Origin of the sequence: Curtobacterium sp. MR_MD2014 (genome assembly GCF_000772085.1) — a bacterium.
Taxonomy (GTDB): Bacteria; Actinomycetota; Actinomycetes; order Actinomycetales; family Microbacteriaceae; genus Curtobacterium.
The window spans coordinates 2,089,482-2,112,665 of sequence record NZ_CP009755.1 but is presented as its reverse complement, the minus strand read 5'-3'; the positions used below and the strand labels follow the sequence as shown (position 1 = coordinate 2,112,665).

At 71.7% G+C, this 23,184-nt stretch carries 25 protein-coding genes; 19 read left to right on the top strand and 6 right to left on the bottom strand.

The annotated features are described in order from the left end of the window. Positions 1-26: 26 nt before the first annotated feature. On the bottom strand, positions 27-1,052 hold the full coding sequence (locus NI26_RS09725; RefSeq protein ID WP_066654849.1) for a TerC family protein: 1,026 nt from the start codon (positions 1,050-1,052) through the stop codon (positions 27-29). A 214-nt stretch (positions 1,053-1,266) separates the two neighbouring features. On the opposite strand from NI26_RS09725, the gene ftsY reads away from it, so the two are divergent. The 4 genes from ftsY to NI26_RS17010 are packed head-to-tail and all read left to right on the top strand — an operon-like array spanning position 1,267 to position 5,084. Continuing rightward, the gene (gene ftsY, locus NI26_RS09720) at positions 1,267-2,136 is read left to right on the top strand and encodes a signal recognition particle-docking protein FtsY (RefSeq protein WP_058748735.1); all 870 of its coding nucleotides are present in this window, start codon (positions 1,267-1,269) and stop codon (positions 2,134-2,136) included. After that, positions 2,133-3,503 carry a hypothetical protein gene (locus NI26_RS09715; RefSeq protein ID WP_144411318.1) on the top strand — a complete coding sequence of 457 codons (1,371 nt, stop codon included), beginning with the start codon at positions 2,133-2,135 and terminating at the stop codon, positions 3,501-3,503. The genes ftsY and NI26_RS09715 overlap by 4 nt, the downstream gene beginning before the upstream one ends. Continuing rightward, positions 3,500-4,870 carry a hypothetical protein gene (locus tag NI26_RS09710; protein WP_066654844.1) on the top strand — a complete coding sequence of 457 codons (1,371 nt, stop codon included), beginning with the start codon at positions 3,500-3,502 and terminating at the stop codon, positions 4,868-4,870. Before NI26_RS09715 ends, NI26_RS09710 begins: the two co-directional genes overlap by 4 nt. 55 nt (positions 4,871-4,925) lie before the next feature. Next, positions 4,926-5,084 (top strand): DUF4175 domain-containing protein, encoded by a 159-nt coding sequence (locus tag NI26_RS17010; protein WP_137767577.1) that lies wholly within the window; start codon positions 4,926-4,928, stop codon positions 5,082-5,084. Between the two features lie 98 nt (positions 5,085-5,182). Here NI26_RS17010 and lipA read toward each other — a convergent pair whose 3' ends face one another. Further along, positions 5,183-6,166, bottom strand: coding sequence for a lipoyl synthase (gene lipA, locus NI26_RS09705; RefSeq protein ID WP_066654842.1), 984 nt, complete (start codon positions 6,164-6,166; stop codon positions 5,183-5,185). Further along, positions 6,163-6,846 (bottom strand): lipoyl(octanoyl) transferase LipB, encoded by a 684-nt coding sequence (gene lipB, locus NI26_RS09700; RefSeq protein WP_066658363.1) that lies wholly within the window; start codon positions 6,844-6,846, stop codon positions 6,163-6,165. The genes lipA and lipB overlap by 4 nt, the downstream gene beginning before the upstream one ends. A 95-nt stretch (positions 6,847-6,941) precedes the next feature. Between lipB and ffh the strand changes: the two genes are divergently transcribed. Continuing rightward, complete coding sequence (ffh, locus tag NI26_RS09695; protein WP_066654840.1) at positions 6,942-8,498, top strand: signal recognition particle protein; 1,557 nt, start codon at positions 6,942-6,944, stop codon at positions 8,496-8,498. A gap of 72 nt (positions 8,499-8,570) precedes the next feature. Here ffh and NI26_RS09690 read toward each other — a convergent pair whose 3' ends face one another. After that, positions 8,571-9,701, bottom strand: coding sequence for a glutamate--cysteine ligase (locus tag NI26_RS09690; protein WP_066654837.1), 1,131 nt, complete (start codon positions 9,699-9,701; stop codon positions 8,571-8,573). Between the two features lie 79 nt (positions 9,702-9,780). On the opposite strand from NI26_RS09690, the gene NI26_RS09685 reads away from it, so the two are divergent. From NI26_RS09685 to trmD, 5 genes are all read left to right on the top strand, one after another. Beyond that, positions 9,781-11,931, top strand: coding sequence for an oxidoreductase (locus tag NI26_RS09685; RefSeq protein ID WP_066658360.1), 2,151 nt, complete (start codon positions 9,781-9,783; stop codon positions 11,929-11,931). Positions 11,932-12,114: 183 nt separating this feature from the next. Continuing rightward, positions 12,115-12,531 (top strand): 30S ribosomal protein S16, encoded by a 417-nt coding sequence (rpsP, locus tag NI26_RS09680; RefSeq protein WP_066654835.1) that lies wholly within the window; start codon positions 12,115-12,117, stop codon positions 12,529-12,531. 4 nt (positions 12,532-12,535) lie between these two features. Further along, the gene (locus NI26_RS09675; protein WP_058730104.1) at positions 12,536-12,772 is read left to right on the top strand and encodes an RNA-binding protein; all 237 of its coding nucleotides are present in this window, start codon (positions 12,536-12,538) and stop codon (positions 12,770-12,772) included. A 19-nt stretch (positions 12,773-12,791) separates the two neighbouring features. After that, positions 12,792-13,352 (top strand): ribosome maturation factor RimM, encoded by a 561-nt coding sequence (gene rimM, locus NI26_RS09670; protein ID WP_307810335.1) that lies wholly within the window; start codon positions 12,792-12,794, stop codon positions 13,350-13,352. A 2-nt stretch (positions 13,353-13,354) separates the two neighbouring features. Next, positions 13,355-14,047 (top strand): tRNA (guanosine(37)-N1)-methyltransferase TrmD, encoded by a 693-nt coding sequence (gene trmD, locus NI26_RS09665; RefSeq protein WP_066654831.1) that lies wholly within the window; start codon positions 13,355-13,357, stop codon positions 14,045-14,047. Positions 14,048-14,297: 250 nt separating this feature from the next. Here the strand turns inward: trmD and map are convergent, their stop codons facing one another. Then, a complete protein-coding gene (gene map / locus NI26_RS09660; protein WP_066654828.1) occupies positions 14,298-15,089 on the bottom strand; it encodes a type I methionyl aminopeptidase in 792 nt (263 codons plus the stop codon). A 164-nt stretch (positions 15,090-15,253) separates the two neighbouring features. On the opposite strand from map, the gene rplS reads away from it, so the two are divergent. The 9 genes from rplS to NI26_RS09615 all read left to right on the top strand — a co-directional run bounded on the left by rplS (position 15,254) and on the right by NI26_RS09615 (position 22,403). Beyond that, complete coding sequence (gene rplS, locus NI26_RS09655; protein WP_058730094.1) at positions 15,254-15,607, top strand: 50S ribosomal protein L19; 354 nt, start codon at positions 15,254-15,256, stop codon at positions 15,605-15,607. A gap of 183 nt (positions 15,608-15,790) precedes the next feature. Beyond that, positions 15,791-16,534 (top strand): signal peptidase I, encoded by a 744-nt coding sequence (gene lepB, locus NI26_RS09650; RefSeq protein WP_066654826.1) that lies wholly within the window; start codon positions 15,791-15,793, stop codon positions 16,532-16,534. Next, the gene (locus NI26_RS09645; RefSeq protein ID WP_066654823.1) at positions 16,531-17,235 is read left to right on the top strand and encodes a ribonuclease HII; all 705 of its coding nucleotides are present in this window, start codon (positions 16,531-16,533) and stop codon (positions 17,233-17,235) included. Before lepB ends, NI26_RS09645 begins: the two co-directional genes overlap by 4 nt. Before the next feature lie 49 nt (positions 17,236-17,284). Continuing rightward, a complete protein-coding gene (locus NI26_RS09640) occupies positions 17,285-17,608 on the top strand; it encodes a DUF2469 family protein (protein ID WP_058730091.1) in 324 nt (107 codons plus the stop codon). Positions 17,609-17,743: 135 nt separating this feature from the next. Beyond that, on the top strand, positions 17,744-18,100 hold the full coding sequence (locus tag NI26_RS09635; protein WP_066654821.1) for a histone-like nucleoid-structuring protein Lsr2: 357 nt from the start codon (positions 17,744-17,746) through the stop codon (positions 18,098-18,100). 153 nt (positions 18,101-18,253) lie between these two features. Next, positions 18,254-18,607, top strand: a complete 354-nt coding sequence (locus NI26_RS09630; RefSeq protein ID WP_066654820.1) for a YraN family protein — start codon at positions 18,254-18,256, stop codon at positions 18,605-18,607. Continuing rightward, positions 18,604-20,124 (top strand): YifB family Mg chelatase-like AAA ATPase, encoded by a 1,521-nt coding sequence (locus tag NI26_RS09625; RefSeq protein ID WP_081984920.1) that lies wholly within the window; start codon positions 18,604-18,606, stop codon positions 20,122-20,124. Before NI26_RS09630 ends, NI26_RS09625 begins: the two co-directional genes overlap by 4 nt. After that, positions 20,121-21,371, top strand: coding sequence for a DNA-processing protein DprA (gene dprA / locus NI26_RS09620; protein ID WP_066654817.1), 1,251 nt, complete (start codon positions 20,121-20,123; stop codon positions 21,369-21,371). Before NI26_RS09625 ends, dprA begins: the two co-directional genes overlap by 4 nt. Before the next feature lie 27 nt (positions 21,372-21,398). Continuing rightward, a complete protein-coding gene (locus NI26_RS09615; RefSeq protein ID WP_066654816.1) occupies positions 21,399-22,403 on the top strand; it encodes a tyrosine recombinase XerC in 1,005 nt (334 codons plus the stop codon). Positions 22,404-22,475: 72 nt separating this feature from the next. Here NI26_RS09615 and NI26_RS09610 read toward each other — a convergent pair whose 3' ends face one another. Next, positions 22,476-23,090: a M23 family metallopeptidase gene (locus tag NI26_RS09610; protein ID WP_066654815.1), complete on the bottom strand. Its 615-nt coding sequence runs from the start codon at positions 23,088-23,090 to the stop codon at positions 22,476-22,478. Positions 23,091-23,184: the final 94 nt, after the last annotated feature.

Genomic DNA, 23,184 nt, shown 5'->3' with positions numbered 1-23,184 from the left:
GCCTCCCGTCCGCCACGTGGTCGCGACTACTTCGCGTCGGCCTCCACGGCCTCCTTCGGCTCGCCCGTCGGGGTCAGGCCGCGCTCCTGGCGCTTCTTCGAGACGATGAGCGAGGCGGCCGTGGCCACCGCGATCGTCAGCGCGATGAAGCTCAGCGAGAACCAGATCGGGATCTCCGGGGCCCACTCGATGTGCTCGCCGCCGTTGATGAAGGGCAGCTCGTTGACGTGCATGGCGTGGAAGACGAGCTTGACGCCGATGAAGGCGAGGATGACGGCCAGGCCCTGACCGAGGTAGATGAGGCGCTCGAGCAGCCCCGCGATGAGGAAGTACAGCTGACGCAGACCCAGCAGGGAGAACGCGTTGGCGGTGAACACGATGAACGCGTCCTGCGTCAGACCGAAGATCGCGGGGATCGAGTCCAGGGCGAACAGCACGTCGGTGAGGCCGATCGCGACCATGACGAGCAGCATCGGGGTGAACAGGCGCTTGCCGTCGACACGGGCCGTGAGCTTGTCACCGTGGTAGTCGTCCGTGGTCGGGATGATGCGACGCAGGACACGGATGAGCTTCGAGTCGCCCTCGGTCTCGTCGTGCCCGCCGCCCTTCGCCTGCGACCAGGCGAGCCAGAACAGCAGCGCGCCGAACAGGTAGAAGACCCACGAGAAGTTCTCGATGATCGTGACGCCGAGGGCGATGAAGACGCCTCGGGCGACGAGGGCGATCGCGACGCCGACCAGCAGGACCTTCTGCTGGAACTCCTTCGGCACCGCGAAGCTCGACATGATGATGAGGAAGACGAACAGGTTGTCGACCGACAGGGCCTTCTCGGTCAACCAGCCGGCGAAGTACTCGCCACCGGCCTGACCGCCGCCGAAGACCAGGATCCCGACACCGAACAGGATCGCGAGCCCGACGTAGAACGCCGACCAGAACGCGGACTCCTTGATGTGCGGCACGTGCGGGGTCCGCACGTGCGAGTAGAAGTCGAACACCAGCAGCGCGAGGATGCCCGCGATGGTGAGGAGCCAGACGAAGAGGGGAACGTCCAATGGATGTCCTTCAGGTTCGGGGCGTCCCGCGGAGCGGGTACGCCGATGCCTGAAGGTCTCCTCCGCCGTGTCGACCGACTGGTCGGACACGACCGGCGTCCCGGGTCTGGATCGTCCCAGACCGTACTGACGGGTGCGCCGCGCGGGAGTACTCCCCTTCAGGAACCGAGGATACCGGGCGCAGCGCCCACTGGTCGCGCCCTAAGCTGGGAGCATGGCGAGTTCCTGGTCACTGTCCACCCGTCTGCGCGGCCTGTTCCAGCGGAAGACCATCGACGAGACCACGTGGGACGATCTCGAGACCGCGTTGATCGGTGCGGATTTCGGCCCCGACATCGCGGACGAGGTCATCGAGGACCTCCACGCCCGCGTCGACCGGTACGGCACGACGGACCCCGCCGACCTGCAGCGCATGCTCCGCGAGGTGCTCGAGGAGCGCCTGTCGAAGCTCGACACGACCCTCAAGCTCAGCAACCGCCCGGCGGTCGTGCTCGTCGTCGGCGTCAACGGCGTCGGCAAGACCACGACGATCGGCAAGTTCGCGAAGTTCCTCAAGACCTACGACCGCACGGTCGTGGTCGGCGCGGCGGACACGTTCCGCGCGGCGGCGGTCGAGCAGGTCGCGACGTGGGCGCAGCGCGCCGGGGTCGAGGTCGTCCGACCGGCGCAGCCCGGCCAGGACCCGGCCTCGGTGGCGTACCAGACGGTCGAGAAGGCCATGCGCGACGGTACCGAGATCGTCGTGATCGACACCGCCGGCCGACTGCACACCAAGGCCGGCCTGATGGACGAGCTCGGCAAGATCAAGCGCGTCGTCGAGAAGCAGACCGAGATCGCCGAGGTGCTGCTCGTCCTGGACGCCACCACCGGGCAGAACGGTCTCGCCCAGGCGCAGGCCTTCATCGAGGGTGCCGGCGTCACCGGACTCGTCATCACCAAGCTCGACGGATCGGCCAAGGCCGGCTTCGTGCTCAGCGTGCAGGAGAAGACCGGCATCCCCATCAAGCTCATCGGGCAGGGTGAGGGCATCAACGACCTCACCGGCTTCACCCCGCACGTCTTCGTCCAGAACCTGGTCGGTTGAGCGCCGTGGTGTCGTCCGCGACCGCGCCGTCCACGACCGGCGGGCGAGGGACCCGACCGCCGGCCACCGTCTCGGTGCTCGAGGTCGTCGTGATGTGCGTGGTCGCGGTCGGGCTGACGATCGGCAGCCTGCTGCACAAGCTGCAGTGCGCCGCCCCCGGGGTCGACTTCGTGACCGCCACCCGCAAGGCCTGCTTCGCGGACACCGTGAGCCTGTTCTCCAGTCGCGAGCTCGCGTCGCACGTGTTCCCGTACGTGCAGCCGCTCGGCGAGAACGGGCTGCCGCCGGGGAGCCTCGAGTACCCGACGCTCAGCGGGATCTGGGCGTGGCTGAGCGCGCTGCCGGTGAGCTCGCTGCACGGGTTCCTCGTGGTCACCGCGCTGACCTTCGTGCCCGTGGTCGTCGTCACCGTCGTGGCGCTGGCCCGCGTCGCCGGACGCCGGGCGTGGTTCTTCGCGGCCACGCCGCCGCTCTTCCTCTACGCGCTCTACAACTGGGACCTGCTCCCGGTGATGTGCACGGTCGTCGCGATCGCGGTGGCGGTCTGGTGGCCGGCCGGGCGGTCGCTGGTGTGGCGGGCCGTCGTCGTCGGTGCGCTGTTCGGTCTGGGCGGTGCCTTCAAGCTGTACCCGCTCGTCTTCGTCGCGCCGTTCGTCCTCGCCCTGCTCGTCGACGCGACCGCGTCGTGGGGCGATCGCGTGCGCCGTGCCCTCGGCGCGGTGGCGGGCTCGGTGGGCGTGGTCCTCGTGGCGAACCTGCCGTTCGTGCTCATCAACGCCGAGTCGTGGTTCTCCGTGATCCGCTACCAGGGCATCCGGAACATCGACGGGGCGACGCTCTCGGTCTGGTACTACGCCTTCCAGCCGTGGTCGGCCGAGGACTCGCCCGCGTTCCAGCACACGCTGAACCTGCTGGCGACCGGAGCGACGGCGGTGGCACTGCTCGCGGTGCTGGTCACCGGGTTCGTCCTCGGGGTCCGTCGCGGTCGCATGCCCTGGATCGAGACCAGCGCGGCGCTCCTCTGCGCCTACCTGGTCGCGAACAAGGTGGACTCGCTGCAGTACGCTCTCTGGCTCGCGCCGTTCTTCGTGTTCGTCCGGATCCGCAGCGGTTGGGTGATCGCCTACCTGGCCGCGAACACGCTGCTCTTCGCCGGGTGGTTCCGGCACATCTACCTGCAGGCGATCGGGACCACCGTGCGGACCTACGCGGACGAGGCGATGTCGATCGGTGTCTGGGCGCAGATCGTCCTGCTCCCGATCCTGGCGGTCGTGTTCCTGCGCAGCCGGGCGGTGGACCGCGACGACGAGGTGTCGGTGGTGCACGGAGCGCCGGAGCCGCAGCGGACGCCCACGCCGAGCGCGTGAACACGCGCGCGATCGCCGGCAGCAGCAGCGTCCGTCCGGCCGGCGGGGTCGCCGCCGTCGAGCTCGTCGTGATGTGCGTGGTCGCCGTCGGCCTGACCGTCGGGAGCCTGTTCCAGAAGCTGCAGTGCGCGGGCGAGGGTCTCGACCTGGCGTACGTGACACGACACGCCTGCCTCGGCGACACCCTGAGCCTCTGGGGCATCCGCGACCTCGCATCGCACGTGTTCCCCTACGTCGGGCCGCTGACCACCCGCGGCCTGCCGCCCGGCACGCTCGAGTACCCGACCCTCACCGGCCTGTGGGCCTGGCTCAGCGCCCTGCCGGTCGGGTCCAGCCGCGGGTTCCTCGTGGTGACGGCGCTCACGTTCGTGCCGGTGGTGGTGGTCGTGACCGTCCTCCTCGCCCGGATGGCCGGCCGGCGCGCGTGGATCTTCGCCGCGACACCGCCGCTGTTCCTCTACGCGCTCTACAACTGGGACCTGCTCACCGTGGTGTGCACGACCGCGGGCGTCTTCGCCGCGGTGCGGTGGCCGGCCGGACGTGCGCCGGTGTGGCGTGCCGTCGTGGTGGGCGCGCTGTTCGGACTCGGCGGAGCGTTCAAGCTGTACCCGCTCGCGTTCGTGGCACCGTTCGTCCTCGCACTCCTCGTGGACGCCGGGCCGTCCTGGCCGGACCGGGTCCGTCGTGCCGCCGGGGCGGTGGCCGGCGCGCTCGGCGTGGTCCTCGCCGCGAACCTGCCGTTCGTGCTCGTCAACGCCACGTCGTGGTTCTCCGTGATCCGCTTCCAGGGCACCCGGGACATCGACCCGAGCACCCTGTCGGTCTGGTACTGGGCGCTGCAGCCGTGGTCCGCGCAGAGCAGCCCGGAGGTCCAGCTCCGACTCAACCTGCTCTCGACGGCGGCGACCGCCGTGGCCGTGCTGGCCGTGCTCGCCGTCGGTCTGGTCATCGGGCTCCGGCGCGGCCGCATGCCCTGGATCGAGACGAGCGCGGCGCTGCTGTGTGCGTACCTCGTCACGAACAAGGTCGACTCGCTGCAGTACGTGCTCTGGTTGACGCCGTTCTTCGCCGTCGTGCGGATCCGCCTCGGGTGGGTGGTGGCCTACGTGACCGCGAACCTGCTGCTCTTCGTCGGGTGGTTCCACTCGTTCGCGCTGAAGGCCGTGGGTGTCTCCGCCCGGACCTGGGCGGACGAGGCGCAGACCATCGGGATCTGGGGGCAGATCGTCCTGCTGCCGATCCTGGCGGTGGTGTTCCTGCGGAGCCGTGCGGTGGACCGCGACGCGGACCGCCCGGGGCCGGATCCCCGACCGGGGGCAGCTGCCGGGCTCCGTGCTCGGGGAACGGCGTCGCCGGCTCGCGAGTAGTGTCCGCTTCGGCCCGGGCGTCCGCTCGGTCTCGTTCCAGGGATTGGAGACCCTCATGCCCGCACTGCTGATCATCGCGATCATCGTCGGCCTCGTCCTGCTCTTCAGCGGCATCTTCGTCGGTGCGCTGAAGTTCCTGCTCTGGGTGGGCATCGTGCTCATCCTGCTGGCGGTCATCGGCTGGCTCCTCCGGAGCATCCGCGGTCGCGCGTAGCGTCGGCCGGTCACGTCGGACGTGACCACGGACGGACGGGAGGCCCGGTACCAGTTCGTACCGGGCCTCCCGTCCGTCCGTCGGTCGCCGGATCGGCGCTACACGGCCTGGCGACCCGGGGTCGCCTCGAGCAGGTGGGCGAGGTGCGGCGGCACCGTGCCCCCGCGCGCAACGGTGGCGCGCGCCCACAGCCGGCCCGCCCGGTAGGACGAGCGCACGAGCGGACCGGCGAGCACACCCGCGAAGCCGATGTCCTCGGCGATCTCGCGCAGGTCGACGAACTCCTCCGGCGTCACCCACCGCGCGACGGGCAGGTGCCGCGGCGACGGACGGAGGTACTGCGTCAGCGTGATGATGTCGGTACCCGCCTCGTGCAGCTGCTCGAGTGCGTCGACGACCTCGTGCCGTTCCTCGCCCATGCCGAGGATGAGGTTCGACTTCGTCACCAGGCCCGCGTCGCGGCCCTGCGTGAGGACGTCGAGCGAGCGCTCGAAGCGGAACGCGGGCCGGATGCGCTTGAAGATGCGCGACACGGTCTCGACGTTGTGCGCGAAGACCTCCGGGCGGGCGTCGAACACCTGCCCGAGCTGGTCGGGGCGGCCGTTGAAGTCCGGTACGAGGATCTCGACGCCGGTGCCGGGGGAGTGCTCGTGGACCTGTCGGATGGTCTCCGCGTAGAGCCAGGCGCCGCCGTCGTCGAGGTCGTCCCGGGCGACCCCGGTCACGGTCGCGTACTTGAGGCCCATCGACACGACCGAGTCCGCCACACGCCGGGGTTCGCCCCGGTCGAGCGGGCTCGGCTTACCGGTGTCGATCTGGCAGAAGTCGCAGCGCCGGGTGCACTGCGAGCCGCCGATCAGGAAGGTGGCCTCCCGGTCCTCCCAGCACTCGAAGATGTTCGGGCAGCCGGCCTCCTGGCAGACGGTGTGCAGCTGCTTGTCCCGGACCAGTGCGGAGAGGTCCCGGAACTCCGGGCCCTGCGTCGCGCGGGTCTTGATCCAGGCGGGCTTCGTCTCGATGGGTGTCGCGGCGTTGCGGGCCTCGACCCGGAGCATGCGGCGGCCGTCGGGGGCGAGGGTCATGCGGCGACCTCCTGTCGCGTGGTGCTGCTGATGCGGTGACCGGCGTGCATGCCGTCGACCGCCTGCTGGATCCGCGGCCCGACGAGGGCGGCGACCTCGTCGACCGTGACGTGGCGGCCGGTCGCGCGGCTGAGGGTGGTGACGCCCGCGTCGGCGATGCCGCACGGGACGATCGCGCCGTAGGGGGCGAGGTCGTTGTCGCAGTTGACCGCGATGCCGTGGCTCGAGACGTGCTCAGCGACGTGCAGGCCGATCGCGCCCACCTTGTCGTGCGGGCCGCCGCCCGGTCGGGGCACCCAGACACCGCTGCGCCCGTCGACCCGTCCGGCGGTGACCCCGACCGAGGCCGCCGCGTCGAGGACGACCTGTTCGAGGTCGCGGACCCACGCGACGACGTCGAGCGGGTCGGCGAGCCGGACGATCGGGTAGGCCACGAGCTGCCCCGGCCCGTGCCACGTGATGCGTCCGCCCCGGTCGACGTCGACGACCGGGGACCCGTCGGTCGGCAGGTCAGCGGGTTCGGTGCGGCGCCCGGCCGTGTAGACGCTCGGGTGCTCGCAGAGCACGACGACGCCGGGGGAGCGGCCGGCGACGACGTCGGCGTGGAACGACCGCTGGACGGCGAGGCCCTCCTCGTAGTCGAGGAGCCCGGGCCAGCGGATGATCTCGAGCTGGGGCACGTCGAGCACGCTACCCCGGTTCCTGGACGCAGTCCAACAACCGGGCGGTGGGCGGTCCGGGGCGGTCGGAGGTGGCCCTGTAGAATCGTCGGACCATGGCACAATTCGGCTCACTCTCCGATCGGCTGACCGAGACCTTCCGCAACCTGCGGAGCAAGGGTCGTCTGTCCCCGTCCGACGTCGACGGCACCGTCCGCGAGATCCGCCGGGCCCTGCTCGACGCGGACGTCGCGCTCGAGGTCGTCAAGGCCTTCACCGCCTCGGTGCGGGAACGTGCGCTCTCGGACGAGGTCAACAAGGCGCTCAACCCCGCGCAGCAGGTCGTCCAGATCGTCAACGAGGAACTCGTCGGCATCCTCGGCGGCCAGCAGCGCCGACTCGAGTTCGCGAAGCGACCGCCGACCGTGATCATGCTCGCGGGCCTCCAGGGCGCCGGCAAGACGACGCTCGCGGGCAAGCTCGGCAAGTGGCTCAAGAAGGACGGCCACACGCCGATGCTCGTCGCGGCGGACCTCCAGCGTCCCAACGCCGTGCAGCAGCTCCAGGTCGTGGGCGAGCAGGCCGGCGTGCACGTGTTCGCTCCCGAGCCCGGCAACGGCGTCGGCGACCCGGTCAAGGTCGCGAAGAACGCGATCAAGGCCGCGGTCGACCAGCAGTACGACACCGTCATCGTGGACACCGCCGGTCGACTCGGTGTCGACGCCGAGCTCATGAAGCAGGCGGCGAACATCCGCAAGGCCGTCGACCCGGACGAGGTCCTGTTCGTCATCGACGCGATGATCGGTCAGGACGCCGTCGCGACCGCTCGCGCCTTCCAGGAGGGCGTCGACTTCACCGGTGTCGTCCTGTCCAAGCTCGACGGCGACGCCCGCGGTGGTGCGGCCCTGTCGGTCGCCAGCGTCACGGGCCGCCCGATCATGTTCGCGTCCACGGGCGAGGGGCTCGACGACTTCGAGCCGTTCCACCCGGACCGCATGGCGAGCCGCATCCTCGACCTCGGCGACATCCTGTCGCTCATCGAGCAGGCGCAGTCCGCGTTCGACGAGGACGAGGCGCGCAAGGTCGCCGAGAAGATCGCGACCGACTCGTTCACGCTGAACGACTTCCTCGCGCAGATGCAGCAGCTCCGCAAGGCCGGCTCGATCAAGGGCATGCTCGGCATGCTCCCGGGCGCGAAGGGCATGCGCGAGGCGCTCGACAACTTCGACGAGAGCGAGATCGTCCGGACCGAGGCGATCATCCAGTCGATGACGAAGCAGGAGCGCGAGCTCCCGAAGCTCCTCAACGGCTCGCGTCGACTCCGCATCGCGAAGGGTTCCGGCACCACGGTGACCGAGGTCAACGCGCTCGTCAACCGCTTCGAGCAGGCAGCGAAGATGATGCGCACCGTCGCCCGTGGTGGCGTGCCGCAGATGCCGGGCATGGGGCCGATCCCGGGCATGCACGGCGGCAAGAAGAAGCAGCAGCAGGGCGGCGCCAAGAAGAAGAAGGTCGGCAACCCCGCCAAGCGCGCGGCGCTCGCGTCGGGTGCGGCGGCGCAGCCGCAGCAGCAGGCACCCACCGGGTCCGGTCTCGGACTCGGCGGTCCGAAGGGCGGCAAGGCGCCCACCGAGGAAGAGCTGGCCAGCCTGCAGAAGTTCCTCGGCCGCTAGACGCGACCCCATGACGGACGGGAGGCCCGGTACCAGCTGGTACCGGGCCTCCCGTCCGTTCCGTGGTGTCGTCTAGAGCGACTCCCGCAGCTCCGTCACCAGGTGGCGGACCACCGCGCGGAGGTCCCCGCCGTTCTCCTGCGCCACCCGCAGCTGCCGCTGGTACGACGCGCCGTCGGCGATCATCGTGTCCAGGTGGTGCAGCTCCTGCTGGCAGCCCAGACGGTCGGCGATCGGGTCGAGCCGCTGGACCAGGTCGTGGACCTCGTCGGTGACCAGGCGCTCGTGACCGGCGGCGTCGGTGATGATCTCGGCCTCCATGCCGTAGCGGGCTGCGCGCCACTTGTTCTCGCGGATGAACCACGGCTGCATCGACGGCAGCGTCTCGCCGCGGTCGAGGCGGTCCGAGAGCGCGGTGACGAGGCACTGGACGAACGCGGTCACGGCGCCGACCTCGTGGAGGGTCGAGATGCCGTCGGACACGCGGTTCTCGAGCGTCCCCCACCCCGGCGACGGGCGGATGTCCCAGCGCAGGTCCTTGAACCCGTCGATCACACCGGTCTTCGTCAGGTCGTCGACGACGGTCTCGAAGCCGGTCCAGTCGTCGATGCCCGGCGGCAGGCCGCCGGTGGGGAGCTGCTGGAACATGAGGGCACGGTTCGAGGCGTACCCGGTGTCGGTCCCGCCCCAGAACGGGCTCGACGCGGTGAACGCCTGCAGGTGCGGGACGTACGCGAGCATCGCGTTCATGATCGGGACCGCCTTGTCGCGGTCGTCGATCCCCACGTGCACGTGCACGCCCCAGATGAGCATCTGCCGACCCCACCAGCGCGTGCGGTCGATCAGCGTGGTGTAGTGCTCGCTGTCCGCCGTGATCTCCTGCTGGTCCCACTGCGCGAACGGGTGGGTGCCGGAGCACATCACCTGCGCGTCGAGCGGTTCGGCGGCGTCGATCACCTCGCCGATGACGCCCGCGAGCTCGCTCGTCGCCCCACCGACGGTGTCGTGCACCCCCGTGACCACCTCGACGGTGTTCGTGAGGAGTTCTTCGGTCACCCTGTCGGGATCGACGAGGCGCTCCTGCACGGCGGAGAGCACGGCGGGGGCACGGGGCGCGAGGTCGCCGGTGCCGCGGTCGACCAGCGGGAGCTCCCACTCGACGCCGAGGGTCGACGGGCGGGACTCGGTGAAGCGGATGTCCATGGGGCCATCCTGCCCGTCGGCTTGGAGGGTCGGCACAAGGAGTTCGGTCCCGTGCACGTCGTCCGGCAGAGTGGTCGCCATGAGCAGCGTTGCCGTGCCCGACCTCGCAGTCCTCTCCTCGTCCTGGAACCTCGGACCGCTCCACCTGCGGAACCGGGTGGTGATGGGGTCGATGCACACCGGGCTCGAGGTCCTCGACGACGGCGGTGCCGCGATGGCCGCGTTCTACCGCGAGCGCGCGGCGGGCGGCGTCGGCTGCATCGTCACCGGCGGGATCGCGATCAGCGACGAGGCCCGTGGTGGTCCGGACTTCGCGGTGTTCGGCAGCGGGGGCGCGGACGACCGGTTCCGGGTCGCCGTCGCGGCCGTGCACGACGAGGGCGGAGCCGTGCTCGCCCAGCTCTTCCACGCCGGCCGGTACGCCCTCGCGAACGGCCTGGTCGACCGGTACGGCCGACCCCAGCGCGTGGTGGCTCCGTCGGCGCTGCCGTGGGCGGCGGCGCGCGGGGTCCAGCCGATCGCGCTCACCGACGCCGAGGTCCGCCGGACGATCGACGACTTCGCCGCCGCCGCCCGGTCTGCCGCGGCGATCGGCTTCGACGGCGTCGAGATCATGGCGTCCGAGGGCTACCTGATCAACCAGTTCCAGTCGCCGCTGACGAACCTCCGCGACGACGACTGGGGTGGGGACGCCGAGCGACGCCGCCGCTTCGCGATCGAGGTCGTCCGGGCCGTCCGCACCACCGTGCCCGACCTGGCCGTCACGATCCGGCTGTCCGGCGCCGACCTCATGCCCGGGTCGACGACGGACGCCGAGGTCGACGCGCTCGTGCACGACCTGCTGCCGCTGGGACTCGACGGGATCTCGGTCGGCATCGGCTGGCACGAGTCGCGCACGCCGACCGTGCAGGCCGCGGTGCCGCACGGGGCGTGGCTGGCGTACGCCGAGCGGGTCGCGGGGGTGGTCCGGGCGTCGGGGCACCCCGGGGTCCGGGTCATCGCCTCGAACCGGATGACCGACCTGCGTGACGGCGAGGCGGTGCTCCGCGGCGGGCAGGTCGACGCCGTCGCGCTCGCCCGTCCGTTCCTCGCGGACCCGGAGATCGTCCGCCGATCGCTCGACGGCCGCTTCGACCTGGTGAACACCTGCATCGGCTGCAACCAGGCGTGCCTCGACCACTCCATCGTCGGACGGCCCGTGTCCTGCCTCGTGAACCCCCGCGCCGGCCGCGAGCTGACCATGCCGCTCCGGCCGACCGTCGAGCCGAAGCGCGTCGACGTGGTCGGCGGTGGCCCGGCCGGGCTGGCCGCCGCGGTGGATGCCGCGCGGCGCGGGCACGCCGTGACGCTGTGGGAGGCGACCGACGCCCTCGGCGGGCAGTTCGCCCTGGCCGCGGCGATCCCCGGCAAGGAGGACTACGCCGCGACCGTCCGGGCGGCGCGCGCCGAGCTCGGCGACCGCGGGGCGACCGTGCACACCGGCCGTGCCGCCACCGTCGCCGACCTGCTCGACAGCGACGCCGTGGTGCTCGCGGCAGGGGTCGTGCCCCGCGTGCTGGACGTCCCGGGCGCCGAGCTGCCCCACGTGGTGTCCTACGAGGACGCCCTGCGCGACGGGGTCCCGCCCGGCACCGTCGCGGTGGTCGGCGGCGGCGGCATCGGGGTCGACACGGCGGCCTTCCTGGTCGAGTCGCCCGACGAGGCGGTGCGCGCGGCAGAGTTCGCGGCGCGGTGGGACGTCACCGTCGCCGACGACCTGGTCGGCGACGTACCGCAACGGCTTCCCGCGGTGGCACGGACGCTCCGCCCCGGCGCCGACGTCACGGTGCTCCGTCGGTCCGGGAAGTTCGGCCAGGGGATCGGCATCACCTCGCGCTGGGTGGCGGTCGGACGACTGCGCGACGCCGGGGTGCGGATGGTCGGCGGGGTGCAGGAGTACCTGCGCATCGAGCCCGGGACGCTGTGGATCCGGGACGAGGACGGTCGGGAGACCGCGGTACCGGCCGACCACGTCGTCGTGTGCGCCGGGCAGGAACGTGCACCCGCGGTCGAGGGCGACGAGGCCGAGGAGGCGTCGGGGGTCGCCGTCGCAGGGGGAGGGCTCGCACCGGGCCTGGCCGCAGCGGGGGTGCCGTACGCCGTCGTCGGCGGTGCCCGGGACGCCAGGAGCGTCGACGCGGTCCGTGCCACGAGCGAGGCGATCGCGGCCGTTCGCGCCCTCGCACCGTGACGACACGGCGGCCACGGCGCGTCCCGGCTCGCTTCTCCGGCGGAAACCTGCAAGAATGAACGGTCGAATCGCGTCTGCTCGACCCTCTATCCAGCAGGTCGCGACTTCCTTCGAGCTTCCACCGCGCGTGCCCCCACGCCCGCGGTTCCGGTTCAACCACAACAACACGCAACAGGAGTAATTGTGGCTGTCAAGATCCGTCTCAAGCGTCTCGGCAAGATCCGTGCGCCCTACTACCGCATCGTCGTCGCCGACTCGCGCACCAAGCGCGACGGTCGTGTGATCGAGGAGATCGGTCAGTACCACCCGACCGAGGAGCCCTCGGTCATCAAGATCGAGTCCGAGCGTGCGCTCTACTGGCTCGGCGTCGGCGCGCAGCCGACCGAGCAGGTCGCGGCGCTCCTCAAGCTCACCGGCGACTGGGGCAAGTTCAAGGGCGAGGGCAACACCGAGTCCACCGTCAAGGTCGCCGAGCCGAAGCAGGCCTTCGTCGCGGACACCGCCAAGAAGGCCGTCCTGAAGCCGAAGTCGGAGAAGACGGCCCCCGCCGCCGCTCCGGCCGAGTCGGCCGACGACGCCGCAGAGACGACCGAGGCCTGATTCCTTGCTCGACTCTGCGCTGACGCACCTCGTCAAGGGGATCGTCGATCACCCGGACGACGTCCGCGTCGCCAGTTCCACCTCTGCGCGTGGCGAGGTCCTCGAGGTGCGTGTGCACCCCGAGGACCTCGGTCGCGTGATCGGTCGCGCCGGACGGACCGCAAAGGCGCTCCGCACCCTCGTCTCGGCTCTCGCCGACGGCAAGCGGGTGCGGGTCGACGTGGTCGACACCGATTCCTAGGGAGACGACCCAACTCCGGGTGGGTCGCATCACGAAGGCGCACGGGCTCAAGGGCGGCATCAAGCTCGAGCTCTACACCGACGACCCGGATCGTCGGTTCACGCCGGGGGCGGAGTTCACGCTCCAGGTCCCCTCGGACTCGCCGTGGTCGGGCAAGACCCTGACCATCGACGAGCTCCGCTGGTACAACGGCCACCCGGTCGCCTTCTTCGAGGGCGTCGCGGACCGCACCGCCGCTGAGTCCCTCGCGCGGGCGATCCTCTGGGTCGAGCAGGACGCCGACGCCGAGACCGGTGAGGACGACGCCTGGTACGACCACCAGCTGGTCGGCTTGCGCGTGCTCCGCGACGGCGTCGAGGTCGGTACGGTCGCCCGCGTCGACCACCTGCCCGCGCAGGACCTGCTCGCGATCGACACCCCGTCGCGCGGCGAGGTCCTGGTGCCGTTCGTCTCGGCGATCGTGCCGACGGTCGACATCACGGCCGGGACCGTCACGGTGACGCCCCCGACGGGACTGTTCGAGGACCCCGAGGACACCTCGCGGCCCGAGACGGTCACGCCGACCGACCGCGAGGGCTGATCGTGCGCATCGACATCGTCACGATCTTCCCGGAGTTCTTCTCCGTCCTCGACGTCTCGCTGCTCGGCAAGGCCCGCTCGGACGGGCTGCTCGACGTGCACGTGCACGACCTGCGGCACTGGACGACCGACCGGCACCGCACGGTCGACGACACCCCGTACGGCGGTGGCGCGGGCATGGTGATGAAGCCCGAGCCGTGGGCGCAGGCGCTGTCGTCGATCCTGCGCGAGGACGGTTCGTCGACGCTCGTCGTCCCCACGCCGGCCGGCACCCCCTTCCGTCAGTCGATCGCCCGGTCGCTCGCGTCCGAGCACGACCACCTCGTGTTCGCCTGCGGGCGGTACGAGGGCATCGATGCCCGCGTGTTCGCGTGGGCGGCCGAGCGGTGCTCGGTCGTCGAGCTCTCGCTCGGTGACTACGTGCTGAACGGCGGCGAGGTCGCGGCCATGGCGATGATCGAGGCGGTCGGCCGTCTCGTCCCCGGGGTCGTCGGCAACCCGGAGTCACTCGTCGAGGAGTCCCACGAGGACGGCCTGCTCGAGTACCCGTCGTACACGAAGCCGGCCCTCTGGCGGGACCTCGAGGTGCCGGACGTCCTGCTCAGCGGGCACCACGCGCGCGTCGCCGCCTGGCGGCACGAGCAGCAGGTGGAGCGGACCCGTCGCGTCCGCCCGGACCTGCTGCCCGACGCGTAGCGCCGGCCGCGTCGCCGCGCGCTCTGCGCCGGCTGGTCCGGCAGTGGTGCTCCGCGCCGTTCCGGTCGCACGACGTGCCGTTCCTGCACGTTGCGGTCGCGCGACGTGCCGCCGGCGCACGTTCCGGTCGCGCGACGTGCCGCCGGGCTGGATCGTGAGCGGCAGGTCGCGCGACGAGGGCGCCCGCGTCCCGACGGATGGATGGACGGACGGGAGGCGCGGGGCGGGGTCTCGCCGCGCCTCCCGGCCGTCAGGCGGTCGCCTCGGTGCGCTGGGCGCGTCGCAGGGTGAGCACCTCGGGACCGTCGTCGGTGACCGCCACGGTGTGCTCGACGTGCGCGGCACGGGATCCGTCGACGCTCTTCAGCGTCCAGCCGTCCTCGTCCTGCACGAGTTCGTCGGTGCCCTGCATGAGCCACGGCTCGATCGCGACCACGAGGCCCGTGCGGAGCTTCAGACCGCGGCCGGGGCGGCCGTCGTTCGGCACGTGCGGGTCACCGTGCATCGTGCGGCCGACGCCGTGCCCACCGAACTGCGTGTTGACGCTGTAGCCGGCGTCCTTCGCCACCCTGCCGATGGCGTAGGAGACGTCGCCGAGCTTGTTGCCCGGTCGGAACTGCTCGATGCCGGCCAGCAGCGCGCGCTCGACCGTCCCGACGAGTCGCTGGTCCTCGTCGCGGGCCGTGCCCACCTGCACCGTGACGGCGGAGTCCGCCACCCAGCCGTCGACGCTCGCGGCGAAGTCCAGGCTGACGAGGTCGCCGTCGACGAGCACGCGGTCGTACGGCAGGCCGTGCAGGGCCGCGTCGTTCACCGACGTGCACAGGTTCCGGCCGAAGGGGGAGTTGCCGAACGAGGGGTGGTAGTCGACGTAGCAGCTCACGGCGCCACGGTCGGCGATCATCCGAGCGGCCACGCGATCGAGGTCGAGCAGGTTCACGCCCACGTCGACGGTCTCGAGCAGCTCGTCGAGGACGTCGGCGACGAACCGTCCGGCGGCGCGCAGGCCCTCCAGCTCGGCGGGGGTGCGGAGTTCGATCATGCGTCCATCCTGGTCGTTTTGCGAGCGGGCTTCCCTGTGGCATGATGGACCGCTGTGCCCTGGCTGGACTCTGCCACGGGGGAGTCGCCGATTCCGGGCACGCACACTTCTTTCCACACACCGATCCGCGGCGACCCGTGCGCGTCCGCAGAGAGTGAACGAACATGCAGCTCCTCGACCACGTCGACGCAGCGTCCCTGCGCACCGACGTCCCGGACTTCCGCCCCGGCGACACCATCAAGGTGCACGTCAACATCATCGAAGGCACGCGCTCGCGTGTCCAGGTGTTCCAGGGTGTCGTCATCGCCCGCCAGGGCCACGGCCTCGGCGAGACCTTCAAGGTCCGCAAGGTGAGCTTCCAGGTCGGCGTCGAGCGCTGGTTCCCGGTGCACTCGCCGATCATCGACCACATCGAGGTCGTCACCCGCGGTGACGTCCGTCGCGCGAAGCTCTACTACCTGCGCGAGCTCCGCGGCAAGGCGGCCCGCCGCAAGATCAAGGAGAAGCGCGACGCCTGATCGCCTTCACAGTGAGGGCCCGCGAGCCGGGTTCCACTGGACGCCCCCCGCCGATGTACGGTTGTGCATCGACGGGGGGCTTTCCCGTTGTGCGCGCTCCACGGAGCGCAGGGTCTTCCACGTCCGACGAGTGCGGGTGTGGGTCGGCACGCTGGTCGAGCGTGCATGTGAACGAGAGCGGACATGACGGACACCACCGAAGGATCGGGACGCCGCCCACGGGCTGAGCACAAGGGCAACGGCGTCCTGACGTTCCTGCGGGACCTCGTCATCATCTTCCTCGCGGCACTGCTCGTCTCGTTCCTCGTCAAGACGTTCCTGATCCGGTCGTTCTACATCCCGTCGGAGTCGATGGAGAACACACTGCAGGTGAACGACCGGGTGATCGTCAACGAGCTCGTGCCGGACGTGGTGTCGCTCAAGCGCGGTGACGTCGTGGTCTTCAAGGACCCGGGCGGCTGGTTGACCGGCACGAACGTGCCGGGCGTCGCGCCGACCACGCAGCCGGCGAAGGCGATCGACTGGCTCCTCACCCAGGTCGGTCTCGGGACCGGCGACAGCGACGACCACCTCATCAAGCGGGTCATCGGCCTGCCGGGGGACAAGGTCACGTGCTGCAACGACCTCGGGCAGATGTCCGTGAACGGCGTGCCCATCAAGGAGCCGTACACGCTGCTGCCGAGCGGCGCCCCGGCGTCGGCCGACCCGTTCTCGGTGACCGTCCCCGAGGGCACGATCTGGGTGATGGGCGACAACCGCAACGACTCGAAGGACTCGCGCTACAACCGCGACACCCCGTCGAAGGGCTTCGTGCCGCTGTCGGACGTCACCGGCAGGGCGTTCGTCATCTCGTGGCCCACGAGCCGCTGGACGTGGCTCGACGACTACCCCGACGTGTTCGCGGGTGTGGAGGAGAAGGACCGGTGACCCCGGTCCGGCCATCGCTCCGGGTCGAGAAGAAGCTGCTCGGCTCCGGTCGCGTGACCGTGATCGGCATGGACGAGGTCGGCCGTGGGGCGATCGCCGGTCCGGTGGCCGTCGGGGTCGCGGCGGTGACGATCGACATCGGACGCGTGCCCCAGGGGCTCGCCGACTCGAAACTGCTGTCAGCCGCTCGGCGCACCGAGCTCGAGCCCGTCGTCCGACGGTGGGCACGGACCGCCGTGGGCATGGCGACGGCGGACGTGGTCGACCAGCAGGGGATCGTCCCCGCGCTCGGCCAGGCCGGTGCGGCGGCGCTCGGCGCGCTCGTCGACGACGGGCTGTGCCTCGACGACGCCGTCGTGGTGCTGGACGGCTCGTTCGACTGGTTGTCCCGTGCCGTCCCCACAGCACTGGTCCCGTCCGCCCGGCCGCTCGACGTCGTGGTGCGCGTGAAGGCGGACCGCGACTGCGCCTCCGTCGCCGCAGCGTCCGTGGTGGCGAAGGTCGAGCGCGACGCCCTGATGGTCGCTGCGCACGAGGGGGCTCCGCACTACGGGTGGGCGTCGAACAAGGGGTACGGGTCCACGGCGCACTACGACGGGATCCGGTCCGTCGGGGCGCACGCGCTGCACCGGAAGAGCTGGCTGCACCAGGCGTCGAGCGTCGCCCTGGACGGGTTCGACGAGCTGGCCGTCACCGGCTGACCCACCTCGTCGTCCATCGTCGGTCGGCTCGCCGTAGACTGTGCGGGCGATGGATGACGACGAATTCGACGACTACGACCGCGAGGTCGAACTTGCCCTGTACCGCGAGTACCGCGACGTCGTGTCGCAGTTCCGGTACGTGGTCGAGACCGAGCGGCGGTTCTACCTGGCGAACGAGGTCGACCTCGTCCGCCGTGACACCGAGCACGACTTCTACTTCGAGCTCACGATGAACGACGTGTGGGTGTGGGACGTCTACCGTTCCGACCGGTTCGTGAAGTCCGTGCGTGTCCTCACGTTCAAGGACGTGAACGTCGAGGAACTCACGTCGCGGGAACTCGAACTGCCCAAGGAACTCGCACTCGACGAGTGATCCACAGCTTTTCTGGAATTGCGACTCGGGCTTCTTCCGACGACATTCCCGCAATTGTCGCGCTACGGTGGTGGTGAAGCTTTTCCCGTGACCCACCGTCACGGGGATCACCACCCCTCGACCCAGGAGCACGACATGGCACAGAAGGTCACCGTCCAGCTCGTCGACGACCTCGACGATTCGCCCATCGCCGCCGGCGAAGGCCGCACCGTGGAATTCGCGTTCGACGGTTCGAACTACGAGATCGACCTGTCCGACGACAACGTGGACAAGTTCCGCGAAGCGATCTCGGACTACGTCGCAGCGGCACGGAAGGTCTCCGGTCGTCGTTCCGGTGGCAGCAGTGGTTCCGCGCCGAAGTCCGCACCCAAGCGCGGGAACTCCGAGGAACTCGCGAAGATCCGCGACTGGGCGAAGGAGAACGGGTACGAGGTCTCGAGCCGCGGCCGTATCTCGACCCAGGTGCAGGAAGCGTACGCAGCCGCGCACTGACGCACGACCTCACGAGACCCCGGATGTCCTGACGACATCCGGGGTCTCGTCATTCCTGCACAACATTTCCATCAAGAGTGCTCATCCACAGTTCCGCCATCCGACCGACGGCGCCGGATGCATTGCCGCATCGTCGTCGGTGGAGGCAACGACATGGAACGACGAACACTGGGGCAGTACGGCGAGGACCGCGCGGTGGAATGGCTCACGGCGCGCGGGTACCGATTGGTGGAACGAAACTGGCGGTGCGCACGCGGCGAGGTCGACGTGGTCGCCTGGCACGGGCGGACACTCGTGTTCATCGAGGTCAAGACGCGAGCGGGCACGGCGACCGGGCACCCGTTCGAGGCGATCACCACGGCGAAGACCGCGCGCCTCCGACGGCTGGTGCCGATGTGGTTCGCGGCGCATCCCGACACGCACGCCCCGGCGGTCCGTCTCGATGCGCTGGCGGTGCACGTGGCCGGTGACCGGCACGGCATCGAGCACCTGACGGGGATCCTGTGACCGGCATCGGTCGGTCCGCCGCGGTCGCCCTGCTCGGCGTGACCGGACGGCGGATCGAGGTCGAGGCGCACCTGACGAGCCAGCTGCCCGCCTTCAGCATCATCGGACTGCCGGACACCTCGTTGGGCGAGGCCCGAGAGCGGGTCCGGGCCGCAGCGGCGAACGCCGGGGCGCCCCTGCCGGCCCGGCGGATCACGGTCAACCTGACGCCGGCGGCGATCCCGAAGCGCGGATCGGGCTTCGACCTGGCGATCGCCATGGCGGTGCTCGCCGGCGCGGACGTCGCGCCCTGCGTGAGCGAACGGGTCGTGTACATCGGGGAGCTCGGGCTCGACGGGCGACTCCGGCCCGTACCCGGGGTCGTGCCGATGCTGCTCGCGGCACGGGACGCCGGAGCCGAGCGGGTGGTGCTCCCCACGGGGAACGCCGAGGAGGCCCGGTTCGTGCGCGGTGTGGACGTCCGCGCCGTGGACTCGCTCCGTGCCGCCGCGATCGACGCCGGGGCGCTCCTCCCGCCGGTCGAGGTCGACCCGGTCGCCGCGCCGCCGGTCCTCCCCGAGCGATCACCCGTCGCCGAGCTGGCCGAGGTCGTGGGCAACCCCACCGGCGTCCGTGCCCTCGTCGCGGCGGCCGCCGGCGGACACCACGCCCTGCTCGTGGGACCGCCGGGCGCCGGCAAGACGATGCTCGCGGAACGGCTGCCGGGCCTGCTGCCGGACCTCGACGACGACGCGGCGCTCGAGGTCGCGGCGGTGCGGTCGGTCGCCGGGCACGGGGTCGCATCGTGGACCACGAGACCTCCGTGGGAGGCCCCGCACCACTCGGCGTCCGCGGTGTCCCTCATCGGTGGCGGCTCCGGCACGGTCCGACCGGGCGCCGTCTCGCGCGCGACTCAGGGCGTGCTGTTCCTCGACGAGGCCCCGGAGTTCCCGCGCGCGGTGCTCGACGCGCTGCGACAGCCCCTGGAGTCCGGACGGATCACGGTGCACCGGGCCGCCGGGGCCGCCGAGTTCCCCGCACGCTGTCAGGTCGTGCTCGCGGCGAACCCGTGTCCGTGCGGCAACGCCGGCTCGATGCGGCAACCGTGCGAGTGCGCGCCGGCCACCGTCCGCCGGTACCTCGGCCGCATGTCCGGGCCGTTGCTCGACCGCATCGACATCCGGGTGCGCGTGCCGCGGGTGACCACCGGCCTGATCCGCGGTGAGGACGGCACGACGCCCAGCACGGCGCAGGCTCGAGCGACCGTCGAGGCGGCACGCCACGCGATGCGCACCAGGCTCGTCGGTACGGGGTGGACCCGGAACGCCGAGGTGTCGGGGGCGTGGCTCCGCGGCCCCGGGCGGGTGGACCGGCGGGCGACGACGGCGCTCGACCAGGCGCTCGACCTCGGCACGCTGACGATGCGCGGCTGGGACCGGACGATGCGCCTCGCCTGGACGCTCGCGGACCTGCAGGGGGACGACCGGCCGGGCGAACGGCACGTGCGCGAGGCCCTCGCCCTCCGGAGTGCGCTGTGACCGGGGCGCCCGACCTGCTCGAGACGGTCGCGGTGCTCCTCGGTCGGGCTGTGGCCGACGCGGTGGACCCGGTGGAGGCAGCGGCGCGCGTGGCGTGGTCGGCCGTCGTGGAGCCGGGGGACGCGGTGGCGGGGATGCTCGTCCAGGGACTCGGGGCCGAGCGCTCGTTCGCGCTCGTCCGGTCGGCGTGCGACGACGGACCCGTGGGCCTGCTCGACTCCTGCATCGACCGGGGTGTCCCGGGGGCTGAGTCCCCGGCACCCTTCGCCCGCACGCTGCGGGTCGCCCTCGAGCGCTGGCGCCCACGGCTCGCCCGGGTCGACGTGCTGACGACGCTCGAGGCCGCGCGCGCGGTCGGTGCGCGGCTCGTCGTGCCGGGCACGGCCGGGTGGCCCACCGGCGTCGACGACCTCGGGCCGCACGCGCCCGTCGTGCTCTGGACGCGGTCGGGGCGTCGGGCCTCCGGTCCTGCCCTGGCCGTCGTCGGCTCGCGGGCGAACACCGTCGCAGGGGCCGAGGCGACCGCGGAGATCGCCTCGGCCGCCGCCGACGCCGGGTGCACGGTGGTGAGCGGTGGGGCCTACGGCATCGACGCGACCGCGCACCGGGTCGCGGTCGCGGCGGGCACGCCGACGGTGGCGGTCCTGGCCGGCGGGATCGACCAGCTCTACCCGACGGGCAACGTCGAACTGCTGCGGAACGTCGCACGGCAGGGCAGCCTGCTGGCCGAGTCCCCGCCGGGTACCCGGCCGACACGGTGGCGGTTCCTCGCACGGAACCGACTGATCGCGGCGCTGGGTGCGGCGACCGTCGTGGTCGAGGCCGGGGCCCGCTCGGGCGCGTTGAACACGGCGCACCACGCTGCGCAGCTCGGCCGACCCGTGTTCGCCGTCCCGGGGGCGTTCTCGTCGTCGGCGTCGGTCGGGTGCCACCGTCTCGTGGCGCAGGGGCGTGCTCAGATCGTCGTGGGTCCGGGCGACCCCGTCGAGGCCGTCGTCGGACGACGCGGATCCGGGCGAGGACACCCGTCGAGGGACGCTGGGCCGACGCACGCCGACGAGCCGATCGGTGGTCGGCAGGACCCCGAGGTGGTCCGGGTCCTGGACGCATTGGGACGGCGGGCGCTCGGCGAGCAGGAGATCGCCGTGCGCTCGGGCATGTCGGCGGGTGCGGTGGCGGACGCGCTCGCGCTGGCCGAACTGCAGGGGCTCGTCACGCACACCGTCGGCGGGTGGACCAGGTCGTGACGGCGCCGGACGCTTACCCTGGGGCCCGTGGCGGAGCAGACGGACGGGCGACTCGTGGCGGCGGTGGAGTCGTTCCTCGACCACGTCCGTGGCGCCCGGGGTCTGAGCGACCAGACCGTCCGTGCCTACGCGAACGACCTCGACCAGCTGGTGCAGTTCGCCGACGAGCGGCGGATCGCCGCCACCGCGGACCTCGGTCTCGAGGTGCTCCGCGACTGGCTGTGGGAAGCGGACCGACGCGGGCTCGCCCGGTCCACGATCGCGCGCCGGTCGTCGTCGGTGCGGGCGTTCACCCGCTGGGCCAGCGAGACCGGTCTGCTCGACACCGACCCCGGCGCCCGGCTGCGCGCGCCGAAGGGGGCGGGGCACCTGCCGCGCGTCGTGTCGACCGACCAGGTCCGGACGGTGCTCGACGGACTCGAGGCTCGGGCGGACACGGACGACCCTGCTGCGCTCCGCGACCTGGCGGTCGTCGAACTGCTCTACGCCGCGGCGATCCGGGTGAGCGAGCTCGTCGGCATCGGCGTCGAGGACGTCGACCGAGACCGCCTGACCGTGCGAGTGCTCGGCAAGGGCGGCAAGGAACGGGTGGTGCCGTTCGGCGTGCCCGCAAGGGACGCGCTCGAGGCCTGGCTCGAACGGGGGCGCCCGGTCCTCGCTGCGCGCGCTGCCGAGCGGTCACCGGCCCCCGCCCGGCAGTCGGACACCTCCCCGCAGCCGGACCCCTCCGAGCAGCAGGTGCAGCGCTCCGGCGGGCCCGCGCTCTTCCTCGGCGACCGGGGTGGCCGACTCGGGGTCCGCAGCGTGTACCGGGTGGTCGCTCGAGCGCTCGGAGACCTGCCGGGCGCGGGTCCGAGCGGGCCGCACACCTTCCGGCACACCGCGGCGACGCACCTGCTCGACGGGGGAGCGGACCTCCGGGCCGTGCAGGAGCTCCTCGGGCACGCGAGCCTCGGGACGACGCAGATCTACACGCACGTCTCGTCCGCCCGGCTCCGGGAGGTCTACCGAACGGCGCACCCCCGCGCTTGACGGCGAACGGCCGGGCGGGAGGCCCGACGCCGTTCCGCCGCACGGCCTCGCGGCCTCGCGGCCTCCGGCACGTCACCCCGGCCACGCCGACTCCGGGAGCAGGACCGGCCAGGCAGCCGGCGACAGGAACCGCAGCGGATCGACGTAGCGACCCTCGACCCGTGCGCCGAGGTGCAGGCACGGATCGGCGGCGGGACAGTGTCCGACCGTGACGACACCGACCACCATCCCCTGCTGGACGGCGTCGCCCGTCGCCACCGAGGGTTCGACGGAGTCCAGCGTGCTCACGAGGCCCTCACCGTGGTCGATGGTCACGACGCCCCTGCCGGCGACCTGCCCGGCGAACGACACCGTGCCGTCCGCCACCGCGACCGCAGGGGTACCGACGGACGTAGCCAGGTCGATGCCGCGGTGACCGGGCGCGTAGTCGTCCGCGGGTGCCTCGAACGGTCGGACCACCTCGCGCGTGCCCGTCGGCCAGACCCACGGCGCCGGAGCGACGTCCTCGCTCGCCACGATCGTTCCGGCCGAGCGGCCAGCCTCGTCGGACGTCGCCGGGTGCCCCGACAGGAGCGCACTCGCGAGCGCGACCACGAGCGGACCCGCGAGTGCGACCAGGAGTGCGACCGCGAGGACGAGGAGCCCACCCGGCCGCCCGGGCCGAGGGAGGAGCGGTGACCGTCTCATGTGACGAGGGTCGTCGAGACGCACCCGGGCACGGGCGGCGGCAGGCCGATCTGGGGACGGTGCCCGCTGCCTCCAGGGCTGTGCAGGGACGGCT